The 17,394-nt window shown below is 61.5% G+C and carries 12 protein-coding genes; 8 read left to right on the plus strand and 4 right to left on the minus strand.

The genetic code is table 11. From position 1 onward, the window contains the following. Positions 1-23: 23 nt before the first annotated feature. The 3 genes from I2D41_RS01125 to I2D41_RS01135 all read right to left on the minus strand — a co-directional run bounded on the left by I2D41_RS01125 (position 24) and on the right by I2D41_RS01135 (position 4,201). Positions 24-761 carry a DUF4428 domain-containing protein gene (locus I2D41_RS01125; RefSeq protein WP_195363257.1) on the minus strand — a complete coding sequence of 246 codons (738 nt, stop codon included), beginning with the start codon at positions 759-761 and terminating at the stop codon, positions 24-26. Positions 762-1,087: 326 nt separating this feature from the next. After that, the gene (locus I2D41_RS01130; RefSeq protein WP_195363258.1) at positions 1,088-2,599 is read right to left on the minus strand and encodes a nucleoside hydrolase-like domain-containing protein; all 1,512 of its coding nucleotides are present in this window, start codon (positions 2,597-2,599) and stop codon (positions 1,088-1,090) included. 264 nt (positions 2,600-2,863) lie between these two features. Next, positions 2,864-4,201 (minus strand): prolyl oligopeptidase family serine peptidase, encoded by a 1,338-nt coding sequence (locus I2D41_RS01135; protein WP_195363259.1) that lies wholly within the window; start codon positions 4,199-4,201, stop codon positions 2,864-2,866. A gap of 490 nt (positions 4,202-4,691) precedes the next feature. On the opposite strand from I2D41_RS01135, the gene I2D41_RS01140 reads away from it, so the two are divergent. The 7 genes from I2D41_RS01140 (at position 4,692) to I2D41_RS01170 (ending at position 13,249) form a co-directional block, all read left to right on the plus strand. Continuing rightward, positions 4,692-6,119 carry a PTS transporter subunit EIIC gene (locus I2D41_RS01140; protein ID WP_195363260.1) on the plus strand — a complete coding sequence of 476 codons (1,428 nt, stop codon included), beginning with the start codon at positions 4,692-4,694 and terminating at the stop codon, positions 6,117-6,119. Between the two features lie 208 nt (positions 6,120-6,327). Continuing rightward, positions 6,328-7,641, plus strand: a complete 1,314-nt coding sequence (locus tag I2D41_RS01145; RefSeq protein WP_195363261.1) for an apiosidase-like domain-containing protein — start codon at positions 6,328-6,330, stop codon at positions 7,639-7,641. Positions 7,642-7,983: 342 nt separating this feature from the next. Next, entirely contained in the window at positions 7,984-9,528 is a 1,545-nt protein-coding gene (locus tag I2D41_RS01150; RefSeq protein ID WP_195363262.1) for a helix-turn-helix transcriptional regulator, read from the plus strand. Between the two features lie 145 nt (positions 9,529-9,673). Beyond that, complete coding sequence (locus I2D41_RS01155) at positions 9,674-10,126, plus strand: hypothetical protein (RefSeq protein ID WP_195363263.1); 453 nt, start codon at positions 9,674-9,676, stop codon at positions 10,124-10,126. A 17-nt stretch (positions 10,127-10,143) separates the two neighbouring features. After that, the gene (locus tag I2D41_RS01160) at positions 10,144-11,706 is read left to right on the plus strand and encodes a hypothetical protein (protein WP_195363264.1); all 1,563 of its coding nucleotides are present in this window, start codon (positions 10,144-10,146) and stop codon (positions 11,704-11,706) included. 74 nt (positions 11,707-11,780) lie between these two features. After that, entirely contained in the window at positions 11,781-12,536 is a 756-nt protein-coding gene (locus I2D41_RS01165; RefSeq protein WP_195363265.1) for a hypothetical protein, read from the plus strand. Positions 12,537-12,571: 35 nt separating this feature from the next. Further along, positions 12,572-13,249, plus strand: a complete 678-nt coding sequence (locus I2D41_RS01170; RefSeq protein ID WP_195363266.1) for a hypothetical protein — start codon at positions 12,572-12,574, stop codon at positions 13,247-13,249. Positions 13,250-13,418: 169 nt separating this feature from the next. Here the strand turns inward: I2D41_RS01170 and mgtA are convergent, their stop codons facing one another. Next, complete coding sequence (gene mgtA / locus I2D41_RS01175; RefSeq protein WP_195363267.1) at positions 13,419-16,187, minus strand: magnesium-translocating P-type ATPase; 2,769 nt, start codon at positions 16,185-16,187, stop codon at positions 13,419-13,421. A gap of 438 nt (positions 16,188-16,625) precedes the next feature. Here mgtA and pyrE point away from each other — a divergent pair, with 438 nt between their 5' ends. Next, on the plus strand, positions 16,626-17,309 hold the full coding sequence (gene pyrE, locus I2D41_RS01180; RefSeq protein ID WP_195363268.1) for an orotate phosphoribosyltransferase: 684 nt from the start codon (positions 16,626-16,628) through the stop codon (positions 17,307-17,309). Positions 17,310-17,394 lie beyond the last annotated feature (85 nt).

The following is a 17,394-nucleotide window of genomic DNA, read 5'->3' on the forward strand; positions in this document are numbered from 1 at the left end:
ATCGGTCCTTTCGCTGCCGGAGGCTATGCGCCGATGGCGCCGCCGCAGTATTCGCAGCGCCCACTGGCATCGGGAATGGTGGTGGCTCCGCAGAAGGGGCAGGTCACCGCGGTCTTGGGGGCCTTGGCGGCCACGACGCTGTCGCGCGTCTCCTGGCGCAGCTGCACCAGCGCGTCGCGGACCTCGGTTGCCTGGCGCTTGGCCTCGCGGTATTCGATGGAGCCGCGCTGATCGATGGTGGAGTCGTTCACGCGCAGGTTGATCTCGGTAAAGTACGGCGTGTTGACGTGGATGGTCAGATTAAAGTCGTAATCCAGGTCGTAGCGCGGCGGGTTGTAGCTCTCGCGCTCGCCGTCCTTGGTCTCGCGATAGATCTCGGTGCGATGCTCGTCGATATCCATATCGCAGCCGAGTACCTGCGAGAACTCGATGATGTCGGGATTGGCGTCGCGCCAGCGGCTCTGCGAAGTGATGATCAGCGGGCCCGCGTCCTCATCGAGCATAATATTGGTGCGCCCGGCAGAAAGCGTGCGCGTGGGGTTGAACGAAGACAGGCGTTCGGTGTTGGCCTCGCGGTAGGCGAGTTGCTCACGGATGTCGTCCGCGGTGCTGGAGCGATAGCCGTGGAAGTAGGGGGAGAGCTTGCCGGCGCACTCTTTGCACAGGTAGCCTTCATTGATTTTTGTCTTACCTAGAAGTCCCAGCTCGGTACCGCAAATCGCGCACTCTTTCTTCTCGAACATCTTGTCAAAGAAGCCCATGGTTGCCTCCCATCAACAGGTAGCGTGTGTCACTTTTGATGATGGGGGAGCGCGCGATCTTTCACGATATCCAGACGGCTCAAGAGGTCTCCACAACTGGGACACATGGCCCATTTTTCATCCCCAAATAACTTGCGGTGAAATAGTTCCTAAATGTGGGCCATAGAAGGCCAAACAGGAACTATTCCACCGCAACTTCTGGGTAGTCATCGGGGACGTTCTTAAACGACTAGTCGTTGGGGGCAGTCTTCGGCCACTCATTGGGGACGTACTTAAATGAGTGGCGGTTGGGGACACTCCGTGCCGAATGTGGGTGCCGCCGCTTGCTACGCGACGGTGATGGCGACCTGGGCGTAGCGGGTGCAGGGGCGCTCGGCGCGGGTTTTAACGCTGAGGGTGAGCACGAAGCGGTCACCGGGCTGCGCGTCGGCGGGTACGGTGAACGTGGCGTTCGTCGCGCATTCCTGCCACAGCGACAGATCTTGAGCGCCTGCATAGCGCGACGGCTCCACGGCGACATCCCAGTGCGCGTCGAAGCCCCTACCATCGGGGTCGACGATGGTCGCTGCAAGAGCAACGCGCTCGCCGGCCGCGGCGCTCATGTCGCCCGTGACCTCGGCAACATACGCCGGATGCGAGCAGTCCGCGGGCCCATGGGCGCACCACTGCGCACGAGCGGCGAAGTCTTCCTGATAGGCGCGCAGATGGGGATTAGGATTGCCATCGACGGGCGTGCCTATGGCTGCAAAGCCGGCAGGTGCGTCCGAGTCGGGATGCCCGTCGAGGAACATGCGGCCGAGCAACGTGTCAAAGTCGCGGTTATCGATGCCGCGCAGGCCAAGCGGCAGCAGCGGGATATAGGTCATTGAGTCGCCTTCGGCCATAAAGTCGCCGCGCTCAAACTGCATCGCAGGCATGCCCTCCAGGCCCCAGTCCAAGCGCGCATGCTTGCCAAACTGAAAGCGCTCGGGCTCGTTTTCGTACACCTTGCCATCGCCATAGAGCATATAGCGCGCCATAAGGGGACCGTTGCCCTGCGTGAGATTCTGTTCGGGCCAGGGAGCCTGGAACAGCGGCAGTGTATCGGGCTGAGCCATCTTGGCATCGACATAGCCGCCATACATATAGGGCACACACCAAAAGATGAGATCGGGGAAGAGCTCATGCCCATGGTCGAGCCAAGAATTGTCCTGCCCCACGCCATCGGCAACGCCCATCACGCGCACCTTCTGATAGACACGCTGCTGCACAGAAGGCCATTCGGGCGTATCACGATAGCGCTCAGCAATGCCCATGAGCGCACGAACAATGGTATTCATGCCGCCCCAGCTGAGCAGCCAAAGCGTACGCGGGTCATCATCCAAGATTGCCTGAGCAATCACGCGCGAACCCTCAGTCTCCTCACGCACATCGCCCTCAAAGGCAACGTTGCCCACAAAGGTACGCTCAATCATCTGAGCCGGCGAAGGAAACGGCGGCTCACCGGCAGCGGCCGCATTAGCCTGCAGCTGAGGCCAAGCCTGGGCATATTCATTGCTCCAGAGGCTCTCGATCCAATGCTCAGGAAACGGTCGATACTCACGAAGCTCCCCAGCCGTGGGATCAGGTTCATGGGGCACAACATTCCACTCATAAGAGCGACGCCCTTTAGTCCGCCAATGCGGATTCACCTCGCCGAGCGTATGGACGCCATCCCCAAGAAAGTGATACTGCGAAGCCGTATACACCACAGCCTGCACATCAAGCAAGTTAAGATACAGAGCCAAATGAACGAGCGAGTTCATATCATCGACTTCCATATCAGTAGTAACAATCACCCGAGTTAAATCGCGAGTCATAAGAAAGCTCCAACCAAAATCATTTCAGCCAGTTACGCGCAAGGCAAGACGGGACCCACGTCCCCATCGCCGTCAACCCGGCGGCCCGCCGGAAGCGCTCACCCAGGGTCAACAGCAACGGAAACGCAGCGGGGCCGAGGGCTTACCTCTGAAAATATTCCGCAGGGGGCGGCCCGGTTGCACAGCGCGAAGCGCGTGGTGCAACCGGGCCGCATGCCCGAGGACATTTTCAGAGGTAAGCCCTCGGCCCCGTGATGGGATAGATTACCTGTCGACCCTGGCCGACCACTCCCAGCAGCCCACCGGCTCGCCGTCGATGAGTACGTTGCCCCCGTCGAAGTCTTGATAACACAGGTCGTTGAATTGGTGGATCCACACGCCATGGTTGAACGTCTTCTTGGGCGAGCCGTCGGCCTCGCGGTAGCGCCCGGTCAGGTCCTCGACATGGCTAAAGTACGTGAGGCGCACGTTGGCGCCGACAGCGCGCAGGCGAGCCGTGAGCGGCAGCACGGTCTCCTGCGGGATCACGAGCTCATCGCCCTTGGAGTGCGTAAACCACAGCGGCGTCTTGGCAAGGGCGGTCACGTCCTCGTCCGTGGCGTTGTACCACGGCGCGCAGCAGGGAAGGCCCGCCGCGAAGAAATCGGGGTAGTCGGCGCACAGGCGCAGCGTCATAAAGCCGCCGTTGGAAAGGCCAGCGACCACGATACGGTCGGTGTCGATGCGGTCGGCATGCTCGGCGACAAACTCGTCGATGAGCGCCTTAATGACGGGGGAGTAGATGCTCTGGTTGGAGTGGCCGAGCTGCTCAGTGCCGTTGTCCATCCAAAACGTGGGCGACTGCGGCACGAGAACCCAGGCAAAGCCGCCAAAGTAGCGTTGGATCTGCGCCTGGCTGATGGCCGTCACGCGGTTGCCGATATAAGCGCGCGTGGCGCCCTCGCCTTGCGTAGCGCCCTTGCCCTCGCCAGCGCCGTGCAGGTACACCACGAGCGGGGCCTTCTGGGGCACGACTGTCGTTTCGGGCGCGAAGGGGTTGAAGCAGGCGGAGTCCTCGGCCTTAAAGCTGGGCTCAAAGAAGCCGTACTCGAGCGCGATGCCGTTGACGGCGGTCTTTTGCGTGGCATTGCTCCAGCCCTTGAGCGCGGAACAGATGTCGCCGCGGCAGGTGTCAAAGACCAGGCCGCAGGTGGGGTCATCGCCGTCGTTGCCGGGAAGGGCCTCGAGCTGCACGATGCGCAGCTGGTTATCGAGCAAGCGCGAGCCCATCACGCTGCCCTCGATCTTCTTGGTCAGGCGCTGCTCGGCGATCTCGAGCGCCACATGGGTGCCAAAGGCGAGCTTGCGTCCGCACTCATCGCACGGATAAGCGGCAAGTACCTCGACATAGCCTACGGAAGGTGCGGCGTGGTCGGCGCCGCGCTCTTTGCGCATGAGGACCTCGCCCGTGCGCTCGTGGCGCTCTACATATATATGGAAGGTGCGCGCATCGATATCGTTGGCGCGAACGGTGCACGGCAGGTCGAGCACGACTTTGCTGATCCAGGGGCCAAAGTCTCCCAGCGTGGTGACGGTTGCGTAGGCGCACGATTTGAGTTCCATGAGCTGCCTCCTCTGCGCCGCGAGTGGTAAACATCAGCGGCAATACAACTTAAACATGTTTAGTTTAATGCAGAGCTACAGAACAGGCAGATGAACTCGGTAAACGGTCAAAATGAACACTCAACAAATTACTAAACATTCGTTTATCACCATTTAGCAGGGCTTTTGTTGATGGGTCAACAAAGAATAGAGGTGTTTACCAAATTAAAAGACCACGTAAATAGGCATTTAGCAGCAGAGCGTCAAATAGACAATCCCTTACCGTGCAAGTACGTTCACCCCCGATTTCCTACCGTTCACCGGACTACAGACGGCAAAATTGCCACAAATTAGACGTTCCGTGTAAACTAAAGCCCGTAAACGTTCAGTAAACACATTGTTTACGACAGCGTATCCAAGGGTTCGGTGGCCGTAAGGGGTTATAGTCGCCGAGCCAAAGGCGTGCCTACGCCCAAACGAGTAGGCACACGATGATATGGGGAGGGGTCCCATGGCAGTAGATAACAAGCAGATTGCCACCGATGTCCTCGAGCTCGTGGGCGGTGCGGAGAATGTTTCCGTCGCCACCAACTGCATGACGCGTCTGCGTCTGACGCTCAAGGACAACAACAAGGCCGACGTGGAGAAGATCAAGAAGGTCAAGGGTGTTCTGGGTTGCCAGTTCGCCGGCAGCCAGCTCCAGGTCATCATCGGCCAGAACGTGCCCAAGGTGCTCGCCGAGTTCGTCGCCATGTCCGGCGTCAAGCAGGGTGCCGCGGTCGACGAGAACATCGATGCTCCCAAGGAGAAGTTCGAGCTCAAGAACCTGCCGAACATCATCCTCGACTATCTGTCGGGCTCCATGACCCAGCTGATCCCGCTGCTCATGGCCGGCGGTCTGTTCCGCACCATCGCTGCGGTCCTCGGTCCCACCATGCTCGGCGTTCTCTCTGACACCGATCCGACCTACACGTTCCTCTACACCACCCTGTACGAGGCCACGTTCACCTTTATCCCCATCTACCTGGGCTATGCCGCCGCTAAGAAGCTCGGCGCCTCCCCGGTTCTGGGCATGCTCCTCGGCGGCGCCCTCATGGCCCCGTCCGTCGTGAGTGTCGCGACCCAGGATGGCGGCGGAATCATCTCCGTCTACGGCATTCAGATCGCCGCTGCCAACTATCAGCAGTCCGTCCTGCCGATTTTCCTTTCGGTGCCTGTCCTCTACTTCGTCGAGAAGTTCTTTAAGAAGGTCATGCCCGACGTGCTCTCCACGGTCTTCACGCCGTTCTGCACCATGATCGTTACCATCCCCATCGCCTTCATCGTCCTCGCCCCGCTCGGCAACGAGATCGGCGGCCTCATCGCTAACGCCCTCTTCGGTCTCGCTGACATGGGTGGCATCGGTATCCTGCTCGTCATGGCCGTCCTCGGCGCCTTCTGGCAGCTCTTCGTGGTCTGCGGTATGCACATGCCCGTCATCCTGCTCGCTCAGGTTCAGATCATCGCTGCCGGCTACGATCCCTTCGTCTTCGTTTCCACCAACTGCGCTATGGCCGCTGTCTGGGGCTGCGCCTTCGGTGCCTTCCTCAAGATGAAGAACCCCGACGAGAAGGGTCTTGCCCTGGGCTACGTCATCTCCGCCATCGCCGGCGGCGTCACCGAGCCCGCACTCTTCGGTATCCTCATGCGCTTCCGTCGCACCATGTTCGGTATGTTCATCGGCGGTGCCATCGGCGCTGTGTTCTCCGGCCTCATGGGCGTTACCTATTACCTCGCTGGCGGTGCCTCCAACTTCCTGGTCTTCACCAACTACCTGCAGGGTGGCCAGATGAACACCGTCTGGGCTATCGTCGGTATGGCAATCTCCTTTGTCATCGCCGCTGCCGTCGTCTTTGCCTGCGGCTTCTCCAAGGAGGAACTCGCCGAGATGGAGGCCTAAGGCCAAACCGTTCGGTCACATATGACCTCACCTACACGACAGGGCCCCGTCAGGCGTAAGCCCGGCGGGGCCCTTCTTGCAAGGTAGACTGATGGGGCGGACGGGATTCGCCCGCGAGGGTTTGCCAAGCGGCAGGGGCTTTCGCACGGGGTTACCGCGAAAGCCCCCGGCGGTTCGCAAATCCTTTATCAAACGAAAGGACATGCAGATGAGTTTGGGAAAGCTGACCGTCAACGGTCGCCAGGACGGCTTTTTGTGCGAGGGCAAACCGTTCTTCTGGTTTGCCGATACGTGCTGGAGCGCATTTACGAGCATTGCCGAGGATGACTGGGACTACTACCTGACCCGCCGTGCCGAGCAGGGCATGAATGTGCTGCAGATCAACACGCTGCCGCAGTGGGACCGCTGCTGCCCCGACCTGGGCATTTGGCCCTATGCCAGCGAGGACGGCGTGCACTTTGATTGGTCCCGTCCCAACCAGGCATATTGGGACCGCGCCGCCGCCATGTGCCGTGCTGCCGTCGAGCACGGCATCCGTCCGGCGCTCGTGCTTATGTGGTGCAACTACGTGCCCGGTACCTGGGGTGCCAAGATCGCCGAGCGTTGCGGCGCCGAGGTTATGCCGCGTGAGGAGGTCCGTGCCCACGTTGCCCGCGTCGTCGAGAACCTGGGCGAGTTCAACCCCGTCTACGTGGTGACGGGCGATACCGACTTTGCCGGCGACGAGGCGATCGCCTATTACGAGGACGCGCTCGACGAGGTCGTCAAGCGCGCGCCCGAGGCGCTGCGCACCATGCATATCAACCGCGCCAATCGCACCATTCCGGCGCAGTATCTGGACCGTCTGGACTTTTATATGTTCCAGCCCGGCCACAACTACGAGGGCCAGCCCGAGGCATGGCGTCTGCCGCAGGACTTTATCGCCAACTACCCTAAAAAGCCGATGGTCAACTCTGAGCCTTGTTACGAGCAGATGGGTGCGTCGCGCAATGTGTACTGGCGCTTCACCGCGCAGGATTGCCGCGCGAGCGTATGGTCGTCGATTCTTGCCGGCGCCAGTGCCGGCGTAACTTACGGCGCACACGGCGTTTGGAACTGGCAGACATCGCGCAGCCAAGGCTCGGTGCTGGGCGAGGGCTTCGACATGCCGTTCCGCTGGCAAGAGTGCCTGCAGTTTGCGGGCGTGTGGGACTTTGGCGCGATTGAGCATGTGCTTGCCGGCCTGGGTGCCACGGCTGCCGACGACGCGCTTGCCGTGGTTCCGGCGCAGGAGCTCCTCGATGACGCGCGCGAGGCCATTCGTGTGGCGCGCGTTGGCGATCGCGTCGTCACGTACCTGCCGCGCACCACGGCGCTCAAGTTTAAGCTCGACGGCGCGCGCGGCTGGACGGCGACGGTCCTCGACATGGAGGACAAGCGCATCGCCAAGCTGCCCGTCCGCGATAACGGTGACGGCACCGTGCGCGTGGCTCAGCATCCCTTTGAGCACGACGCTCTGGTGATCCTGACGCCCGAGCACTAACACCCGAGCTCCAACACTTCCGATCCCTCCATCCCCTTCTCCATCGCACGCAACCCAGTCCCTCAATAAGTTGCGGTGAAATAGTTCCTAAAAAGCACCCCCAGCCGGACAAACAGGAACTATTCCACCGCAACTGAGCGTGCGATCGGAGAAGGGCTCCTTTAGTTGCGGTGAAATACGGTCTAAATCCAGCCTTTTTGGCTGTAAACAGTCCGTATTCCACCGCAACTTGTGTTGAGGGCGGTTGAGGGCAATTGCGTAACACTTCGGCTATTGCGTGGGTAGTAAGACCCGTTCTCTATTAAAATGGTTTTCCGGACATCTAAGCGGGTGGGGGTTACCATGAGGGACCTGGGAGACACAACCGCATATTTGCGCCGGGGCATACGGGAGATTCTGTGCCTGGCGCTTTTCTTTTTCACGTTTTTGGCCGGCGAGTACCTCTTTGACGTGCGCGTGGCCGAGTTTGTGCCGGCGAACGAGGTCGTTATCTACGAGAGCATCGTCGTCGGCGCGAGCGTGATCGGCTATTTTGTGCGTCCTCTCCTGTACTATCGCCGTCCCCAGACAATCGATGCAACGAGCGATATGACGGGCGTGCTGCTGGTGTCGGCATTGCTGCTGCTGATTATGGCGGCGCAGTTTCAGGTTGTGATTGCGGGCGGTCTGGTGGCGTGCTGCGCCCTGGGCTACTGCGGATCGACCGCTCATGCCAATCTGGCGCGGCGTTTTGCGCAGACGCCTTGTCTGGCACGTGCCGTGGCGGTTTCTTATGCTGCGGGCATTTTGGTACAGGTGCTCAACCATATGGTGATGCCTGCGGGCATTCCTCAACAGTTTGTCCTTATTGCCTGTGCGATTGCGCTGGTTGGGCTGCTTCACGGTACCCGCCGAGCTAAATTACGCGATGAGTCCGCGCCCGAGTTCGAAGCCGAGATTGCCGAGCTATCGGTCGATGCGTCGGAGCATGGCGCCAAGTGGCGCGATAATCCCGAGGCAAAGGCGGCCTTCCAGGGTGCCGTAGTGCGCTTGACGGTGGCGACCGCCTGCCTCACCGGCGTATTCGCGGCTCTCAATGCCGGTCTTACGACCTCGCATGCCGCCGGCGCTATCGATCTGGGTGACTGGCCGCGCTTGCTGCTGGTTGTGAGTGCGCTTGCTGCCGGCGCCCTGTATGACCTGCGCGGACGCTCGTATATGAATATCATCATGACGTGCGCCGCCATGCTGTCCACGCTCTCGTTCTTTGTGCTTATCACCGATGGCAACGGCGGCAATGCGCTCGCCGCCACGATTATCTTTTACCTGGGCACGGGCTTTTTCGTGGTGTTCTTCACCGCGAAGTTCTCCGCGATTTCGATGTATGCCCGCTGGTCGTATCTGTGGCCGTGCATGGGCCGCGTCATCAACAACATTTGCTCAATGCTTGTGACGGCTCCGGCGGTGGCGATCATCTCGAGCCAAAACGTGCTGATGGCGGTGGGTGTCGTACTCGTGCTGTTTGTCGGCATTGCGATCTCGCTGTTGGGGCAGTTTGGACAAGGCGTTGAGGACGAAGCGGGTCACAGGGGACTGGCGTTTGCCACCGACGATCTTGGCGTGAGCCGTGCGCCCGATCAGGTCGACACGGTGTCCCTGGAGACACCGGAGCTTTCGTTTGACGATCGACTCGACGGTTTTGTAGCCGCCTTTGGACTTACCAAGCGCGAGCGCGATGTACTGGAGGCGCTGGTCGTATCGGACGACAGCGTGCAGGACGTTGCGGCAGCGCTCTTCCTTTCGCGTTCTACGCTCTACCGCCATATCGCCTCGATCAACAAAAAGACCGGTGCCGCCTCGCGCGTGGCCCTCATCAATTTCTTCTGGTCCTGGACACCCCAAGACTAGCCAAAACCACCACGAAGGGGACAGGCACCTTTGTGGTGGTTTTACCTGCAAAAATATGAATATGAGACATTTGTCACCTGCCGTTTTGGCGCTCAAAGGCATATGAATGTGATGTTGAGCGGAGCAGAACGGAAGGGGTGGGCCTATGGCGTCTCGTGGTTGCTCGTCTAATAAAATTGCGGGCGCGCTTATCGCCGTGGTGGTCCTTGCTGCGGCGGTGACGCTTGTGCGGGCATACGGCTTTGGTGCCCGTGCCGACCAGGGAAAGAACGCCGCGCAAGCGTTGCTGAACGATTGTGCTGCCGATCCGGTGGCAGTCAAGCTTATCGAGGACGGCGAGGCGCGGACGATCTATGAGACCGACGATGCCGAGCTGGTCGCATCGACTTTTGCCGCGCTCGACGATTGCACCGTGGGAGGTGCGGTGGATGAGCGGATGAGCGATGCCGGTCGCACGCTCGTCTTTGTCTATGAAGACGGCTCGGAGCAATCGGTGGAGTTCGAGGGCGGGAATATCGTGCTCGACAAGACGGCATATCGCCTTGACGGTGCCGATGAACTGTGGCGACAGCTAGCCGCCATCAAGAACAGCCAATGAAATGAGGGGTGTACGGGATGAGTGATTTGAGATTCTGCCCGGCGTGCGGGATGCAGCTGCCGCGGGTCGCCGGCGTGCCGGTGCGATTTTGCCCGGGCTGCGGTGTTCGGCTTGAGAGCGTTGAGGATGACCCGGGTGTCGCGGAACACGCAAATGGGGCGGCTGCCGATGATGGCGCGGGTGAAGGTTGTGAGCCGAGTGTGGCCGTGCCGGCAGATGTGCCAACGCGGAGTGCCGAGGCGGCGTCGCCGTCTGGCGGTACAGCCTCGGCGGATGCTCCCCGCGCCGGCGACCTTGAGCTCCATACCGCATGCGATGCTTCTGGCGGTCAGGCGCTCGCGCAGGTGGCGTTGCCGCGGGGCTGGCGTATCGAAGAGGCGCATCTTGAGCGCAGCAGTAGCTTCGACTGCCCGATTTCAGTTGGCGTGACGGCGGCGGGCCTGGCGGGCGAGCGGATTGTGTACCGCTCCGAGCTCTGCTACGTGGATGCGGGCGCCGTTGCCAAACGTATCCCCACGCAAACCGAGCGCAAGGCGTTTATGCACGTGGGGGCAGCTTGCGACGAGTTGGCCCAGGCCTGCGCAGCACAGCTGGGCGCGCGGGCGGAGGTTGTGGCCGAGCAGCCGTACCCATCGAGCGCAGCGGTCGATATCGAACATGAGCGTGCTCGCGTAAAGCGCGAGGCGGCAAACGACTTTGCGATTCAGGGCTTTTCGATGGAACCGAGTGATGTGATCTATGAGTGCCGCATGCGTCGATATCGGCTCGCGGGCGCCCCGGTGCCTACCGAGCTTGCGGTGGCGGCCAAAGTCGAGGGCTATGTGGCCTCGATTGGCGGAGTCGCGGGCTCTGTGGGTAAAGGCGTTGCCGCCGGGGCCGAGGCGCTGCTGGGCGCAGGCCTTTCGAGCGGGCTGATCGGCGGCGTTCTGGGCAAACGCCTGCGCGAGCGCCAGGCGGCTGCGGCGGCGGGTCAGCGCGCCGTGAAAGATCAGGCTCCGGATCAGGGCGATTACCCAGACGGGGCGCCGTTCAAGCTGGGCGCGGCCGACCTGTTGCAGTGGCGTATCAGGGACAGCTTCTGCCTGGTTGCGCCAGAAGGCCGTCTGGACGAGGCGGCCTCCACGGCGCTTGCCTCAATGGCGTCGACCCTGCGGCTCAACCCGTCGATTGCGCGCGAAGCGTGCGCTCAAAAGCAGCAGATGGTGCTCGAGCAGCGTCAGCGCACGCAGATGAACATCGCCCAGCAGCAACAGCAGTTCGCGGCCTGGCAGCAGATGCATGCCTCGCAGCAGGCGGCGTTCGACAGCTACCAGCAGGCTTGGTTTGAGCGCAGCGATCGTCAACACGCCGCGAATATGGCCGCCAGCGCGGCCAATTTCTCCAGCGCAGGTGTGGGAACGGGCGCGGCCTCGTATTCCGATGCTATTCGCGGGGTCAACCATTACACCAGGCCCGACGGTACCGATGTCGAGGTTTCGGTGATGGCGGACCAAGCTTGGGTGAACGGCTCGGGCGACGTGATCGGCACGCGCGATGGCTTTGAGCCCGGTTTTGGCTGGACGGAGCTGCCCCGTCAATAGCGTGAGTGGGCTATGGGTGGATCGGTGTCGAGGCGTTGCTCGGCACTGTGATAAGAAACGGGAAAGGAACAACGATGAGGGAGACGGTTATTTCGCGCACGGCGTTTGTCGCGGCGGCGGGAACGGCGTTGCTGACGCTTGCGGGGTGCGGTGGACAGCAGGCGCAGGACACGACGGGTTTTAACGACGATCGTCCGGTAAAGGACAAGATGGATGCGGGCTCGTCATCGGGCGATTCCGGTGATGCGGGCGGCGGTGCGGACACAGACAGCGGCTCGGCGGACGCGTTCGATACGTGGTCGGATGACTGCTGGGATGCGCACCGCAACATCAGCATCACAGCGTTGCTCGAGCTTAGGGGCTGGCAGTTGCAGGAGTTTGCGTCGCAACAGGGTTATACCTGGCAAGATGCGCTCGAGATGTACGAGAACGAGGCAGGTCGCGTGCTCAGCGTCTGCAATATCAGCAAGGATGGCGCAACCGAATGGCTCGGCGAGGATGAAATCGGAAAGCTCGACAAGGGCGGCACCGGGAGTACCGTGATGTTTACGCTGCAGCTTGCGGGCTATTCGAGCTGCGAGGATGTTATCGCGGGCTTTTCCGTTCCGGTTGAGGACCGGGCGCAGATCACCTCGGGCTCGTGGATCGCGTGCGTCTACGGTTCCAACATGGCGCGGCACGTTGCCATGGTGAGCCCAATGGAAAACGGCGACTACCGCCTGGACCTCATTACCGAGGAGGCCATCAAGACCGGTACGTTTACCCAGAGCGGCGGTGCTCCCACGATTAACGAATTTTGGCAGGAAAAGACCGGACGCGCGCTCGGCTAAGTGCGATGCGGCCAATAGCATAGCGAGGGACGAACATGATGAACGAGATGACGATGAGCCGTGCGGCCTTTGTGGCGGGCGCGGGCGCGGCGGCTTGCGCGCTGGCTGGATGCTCGGGCACAACGGGCGGCGCCAAAGCAGCGAGCACGGCGGACGCCGCCTGCGTGGACGACAATGCCAACGTGACGGTCTATGCCGCGATCAACTTGGGTGGTGCCGATCTGGTGCGCCTGCTCAAACATCAAAATTATGAGTGGCAAGGCGAGAACGTGGGCTACGGCGCCGTCGATGACGCGGGATTTTTCGCTTTTACCTTTTCCAAGGTTTCGGACGATGTGGACGAGCTTGCGAACAGCGCGATACCGCTTTCGGAGTCCGAGTACGAGGAGCTTGAACCGGGCGGCGGAGACGAAAACATCGCGATTCTGCTCTCGGTGGGCGGCTATACAAAGGGCGAGCGGGCGCTCATCGGCGCGATTGGCGATGCGGCGATGGTGCAGGAGAAATGCACAATCGATGATGCCCTGTATTGGCTGGTCAAGGCGCTTGACGGCCACCGCTACGTGATTATGGCCGACGACACCGAAGACGATGGCGATAGCGCTCATGACATCTATATCTACAATGAGGCTTTTATTCGAACTGGGTATCTGAGCGGCGGCGACCAGATCGATATCGACGAGCTCTGGAGCCGCCTGACCAACGCCTCGTAACGCCCCAAAACCACCACGAAGGGGATAGGCACCTTTGTGGTGGTTCAATAAGTTGCGGTGGAATAGTTCCTGAATAAGGCTTGGGGGTCTTAAAACAGGAACTATTTCACCGCAACTGCTGAGGGGACGGGTTGTGGAAACGGCTGCCGTGGTGGACTCGGGCTGTCTGTTACAGCAGCTCACCGTGACGGGCGATGTAGTGGCGCTTGGCCAGCTGGGCCAGCGCAATGTAGGCGGCGACGATGCCGATGAGCAGCGTAAAGAAGCTCGCCGGCAGCGGCATGAGGCCCAGAGCCTCGGCGATGGGGCTTGCCGGCAGCCAAGTGACGAGCGTCAGGCCCAGTACGGTGAGCACGCACAGCGCGGGCGCGGCGTGGTCGCGCGGGCTCGGCAGGTGCGGGGAGCGCAGCATGTGGATTACGAGCGTCTGCGACCACATAGACTCAACGAACCAACCGCTCTGGAAAATCGCCGCAAAGGTTGCCATGCCGGCAACATTGCCCGCGGCGGCAAGCTCGGCCCAGCTCGCGCCCACGGTGGCGGGGCACACCGCAAAGAAGAGCGCGGCGAAGGTCACGATGTCAAACAGCGAGCTCACGGGGCCCAGCTCGAGCATAAAGCCCTTGATGGACGCAGCGTCCCAGGCGCGCGGGCGGGCAGTCCAGGCATCGTCGACGGTGTCCCACGGCAGCGCGATGCACACGATCTCGTAGACCAGCGACAGCAGCACCAGCTGCAGGGCGCTCATGGGCAAAAACGGCAGGAACAGGCTCGCGACGGTCACGGACAGCACGTTGCCAAAGTTGGAGCTCACCGTGGTCTTGAGGTACTTGAGTAGGTTGCCGTAGGTGCGACGGCCTTCGATGATGCCGCGCTCGATCACGCCCAGGTCCTTCTGGAGCAAGATGATGTCGGCGGATTCTTTGGCGATGTCAACGGCCGAATCGACCGAGATGCCGCAGTCGCTCGCACGCATGGCGGCGGCGTCGTTGATGCCATCACCCATAAAGCCCACGGTATGGCCGAGCAGTTCACGCATGACGCGCACCAAGCGCGCCTTCTGCAGCGGCGAGAGCTTGGCAAAGAGATGGGTCTGCTCGGCGCGCTCCGCCAGCTCGGCGTCGTCGAGCGCATCGATCTCGGAGCCCAGCAAAACGTTGCTTGCGTCGATGCCAATCTGCTCGCAGACGGTGGCGGCGACGCGGTCGTTGTCGCCGGTCAGGACTTTTACCGCCACGCCCTTGGCCTCGAGGGTGGCGACGGCGCCCGCGGCGCTCGCTTTGGGCGGATCGAGGAAGGCAAAAAAGCCCATCAGCACCATGTCGCACTCGTCGGCGATGCCAAACTCGCCCACGGTGCGCGGGTTGGTCTTCTGCGCCACGGCGATCACGCGCAGGCCCTCGGCATTGAGTCCTGCCACCTGCTTGCGAATCTGGGCAAGCTTCTCGTCGGTAAGCGGCTGAGCGGTGCCGTCCACCTCGACGTAGGAGCAAATCTCGAGCATTTCCTCGGCAGCGCCCTTGGTGACCATCTGGGTCTTTCCTTGGGCGTCGGCGACGACCACGCTCAGGCGACGACGCGAGAAGTCGAAGGGCACCTCGTCGACCTTGGCGTAGCGGTCGCGCAGGCTCTGGCCCAGCATGGAATCGGGCACGACGGTCGAGAGCGTAACATCGGCGCGGTCGATAACGGCCAGGTCGATGAGGTTCTTGAGGCCGGTCTGGAAGAAGCTGTTCAAGAACGCATGGCGCAGCACGCGCGTATCCTCGTTGCCGTCGGTGTTGAGGTAGCGCTCGAGCACGATGCGGTCCTCGGTGAGGGTGCCGGTCTTGTCGCAGCACAGCACGTCCATGGCGCCGAGGTTTTGGATCGCAGACAGTTCCTTGACGATGACCTGGCGGCGGGCGAGGTCCTTGGCTCCCTGCGACAGACTCGTGGTCACGATGACGGGAAGTATTTGCGGCGTGATGCCCACGGCCACGCTCGTGGCGAACAGCAGCGCATCGATGACGTTGCCCTTGGTGGCGGCGTTGATGGCAAAGACTGCCGGCGCCATGACGAGCATCAGGCGCACCAGCAGCATCGAGACGCTCGAGACGCCGCGGTCGAACGCGCTCTTCTCGCCGCGCCCGTTGAGCATCTTGGCGATGCCGCCCAAGTAGGTGTCCGAACCGGTGGCCACGACAAGCGCCATGGCGGTGCCGTTTTGCACGGAGGTGCCGGTAAAGACGATGTTCTTGCAGGCGGAGAGCGGCAGCGTGGAGCTGTCGGCGCCTTCGACGACGGTGGCGACGGCGGTCTTCTCGACGGCCTCGCTTTCGCCGGTGAGGGCGGACTCGATCACAAACAGGTCGCGTGCGGTGATGATGCGGGCATCGGCCGGCACCATGTCGCCGGCGGAGAGGCGGATCACGTCGCCGGGGACGAGCTCATCGAAGGGTATCTCGATGCGCTCGCCGTCGCGCAGGGCGGTGCAGGTGTTGGAGACCAGGTCTTTGAGGGCCTCTGCCGCATTGCCGCTGCGTGCTTCCTGGATAAACTTCATGCCGCCCGATACCAGTAGCATGATGCCGATGACGATGACCGTGGAGGGGTCGCGCTGCGGCTCGGGCACGGCGAGCACGTCGATGTAGAGCGAGACCAGCGCGAGCGCGGCGAGGATGCCGGCGAAGGGGTCGATGAAGGCGTCGGCGATGCGGCGGGCAAGTGTCTTGGTCGGCGCCTCGATGGTGTTGGGACCGGCGCCGTCCAGGCGCTCGGCGGCCTGCCCGGCGGTGAGGCCGTCAGCCGTGGCGTCGAGCAGCACGAGGGAGTCCTCGGCGCTATGGGTTGCGGCAAAGATGGTGTTCTTGGCAAGGCCGGCGTGAGCGGCAGGGCGCGCCGTGCGGCGGCGCTTGGAGATGACTTCGAGTACCGTGGCGGTTTTGAGCATCAGCATAGGGTCCTCCTTGCTAAAGGGAGTTAGCGTACGTGTCGTATTGAATTGCAAAAAACCTAGATGTCGCTCACGTCATGCTCGCGAATCACCACAAGGGGGGCAGGCACCTTTGTGGTGGTTTTGGTGATCGACTGTTGGCGCTTATGCGTGCGCGGAATCCTCGCGGCGTGCCGAGGGCGACATGCAGGTTTTTCGACTATGGCTGCCTTCCATGGCACACCTCCTTAAGGCCGGGCGCAGCGCGCTTCGGGTATCTCGTACCCGTTTCAATCCGCCGGTATTTTTGACGAGGGGGTTTGCCGTGTCAACCCCATTGTTCGGAAAATCATCGCCCCTGACAAAGCCCTTACAGAGTGCCGTGGCTCCAAAGCGCGACCGCATCTGCGTCCTGCCTGCGCTAAACTGGAGGGCACGTACGCGATTACGAGAGGAGCCCGCATGGAGGCTTACAAGCAAGAGTTCATCAAGTTTATGGTCGAGTCCGACGTTCTTAAGTTCGGCAGCTTTACGCTTAAGAGCGGCCGTCAGTCCCCGTTCTTTATGAACGCCGGCGCCTACGTGACGGGCTATCAGCTCAAGAAGCTGGGCGAGTACTACGCCCAGGCCATCCACGATAACTTTGGCGATGACTTTGACGTGCTGTTCGGGCCGGCCTATAAGGGTATTCCCCTGGCCGTCGTGACCGCGATTGCCTACCACGAGCTGTACGGCAAGGAGGTCAAGTACTGCTGCGACCGCAAGGAGGCCAAGGACCACGGTGCCGACAAGGGTAACCTGCTGGGCTACGAGCCCCAGGACGGCGACCGCGTGATCATGGTCGAGGACGTCACCACCAGCGGTAAGTCCATCGACGAGACCTATCCCAAGGTCAAGGCTGCTGCCGATGTCGAGATCAAGGGCCTCATCGTGTCCCTCAACCGCATGGAGGTCGGCAAGGGCGGCGTGACCACCGCGCAGAAGGAGATCGAGGCCAAGTACGGCTTCCCCGTCGCGAGCATCGTCTCCATGGCCGAGGTCGTCGAGACCCTCTACAACCACGAGATCGACGGCAAAGTCGTCATCGACGACGAGCTCAAGACCGCTATCGACGCCTACTACGAGCAGTACGGAGTCCGGGAGTAGTTACGCGGTTTTCCAAACCGCGTAACGGGCCGACGCTGCGCGCCGCCCAGAGCGACAATTTGTCATTCAAAAGGCAAGGCATGAC

Origin of the sequence: Collinsella aerofaciens, from assembly GCF_015552075.1 — a bacterium.
In the GTDB taxonomy this organism is placed as follows: Bacteria; Actinomycetota; Coriobacteriia; order Coriobacteriales; family Coriobacteriaceae; genus Collinsella; species Collinsella aerofaciens_Y.

Excerpts from the sequence above, each read along its gene's own strand:
- I2D41_RS01125 (WP_195363257.1), bottom strand. The coding sequence starts at position 761 with ATGGGCTTCTTTGACAAGATGTTCGAGAAGAAAGAGTGCGCGATTTGC.
- I2D41_RS01130 (WP_195363258.1), bottom strand. The coding sequence starts at position 2,599 with ATGACTCGCGATTTAACTCGGGTGATTGTTACTACTGATATGGAAGTC.
- I2D41_RS01135 (WP_195363259.1), bottom strand. The coding sequence starts at position 4,201 with ATGGAACTCAAATCGTGCGCCTACGCAACCGTCACCACGCTGGGAGAC.
- I2D41_RS01140 (WP_195363260.1), top strand. The coding sequence starts at position 4,692 with ATGGCAGTAGATAACAAGCAGATTGCCACCGATGTCCTCGAGCTCGTG.
- I2D41_RS01145 (WP_195363261.1), top strand. The coding sequence starts at position 6,328 with ATGAGTTTGGGAAAGCTGACCGTCAACGGTCGCCAGGACGGCTTTTTG.
- I2D41_RS01150 (WP_195363262.1), top strand. The coding sequence starts at position 7,984 with ATGAGGGACCTGGGAGACACAACCGCATATTTGCGCCGGGGCATACGG.
- I2D41_RS01155 (WP_195363263.1), top strand. The coding sequence starts at position 9,674 with ATGGCGTCTCGTGGTTGCTCGTCTAATAAAATTGCGGGCGCGCTTATC.
- I2D41_RS01160 (WP_195363264.1), top strand. The coding sequence starts at position 10,144 with ATGAGTGATTTGAGATTCTGCCCGGCGTGCGGGATGCAGCTGCCGCGG.
- I2D41_RS01165 (WP_195363265.1), top strand. The coding sequence starts at position 11,781 with ATGAGGGAGACGGTTATTTCGCGCACGGCGTTTGTCGCGGCGGCGGGA.
- I2D41_RS01170 (WP_195363266.1), top strand. The coding sequence starts at position 12,572 with ATGATGAACGAGATGACGATGAGCCGTGCGGCCTTTGTGGCGGGCGCG.
- mgtA (WP_195363267.1), bottom strand. The coding sequence starts at position 16,187 with ATGCTGATGCTCAAAACCGCCACGGTACTCGAAGTCATCTCCAAGCGC.
- pyrE (WP_195363268.1), top strand. The coding sequence starts at position 16,626 with ATGGAGGCTTACAAGCAAGAGTTCATCAAGTTTATGGTCGAGTCCGAC.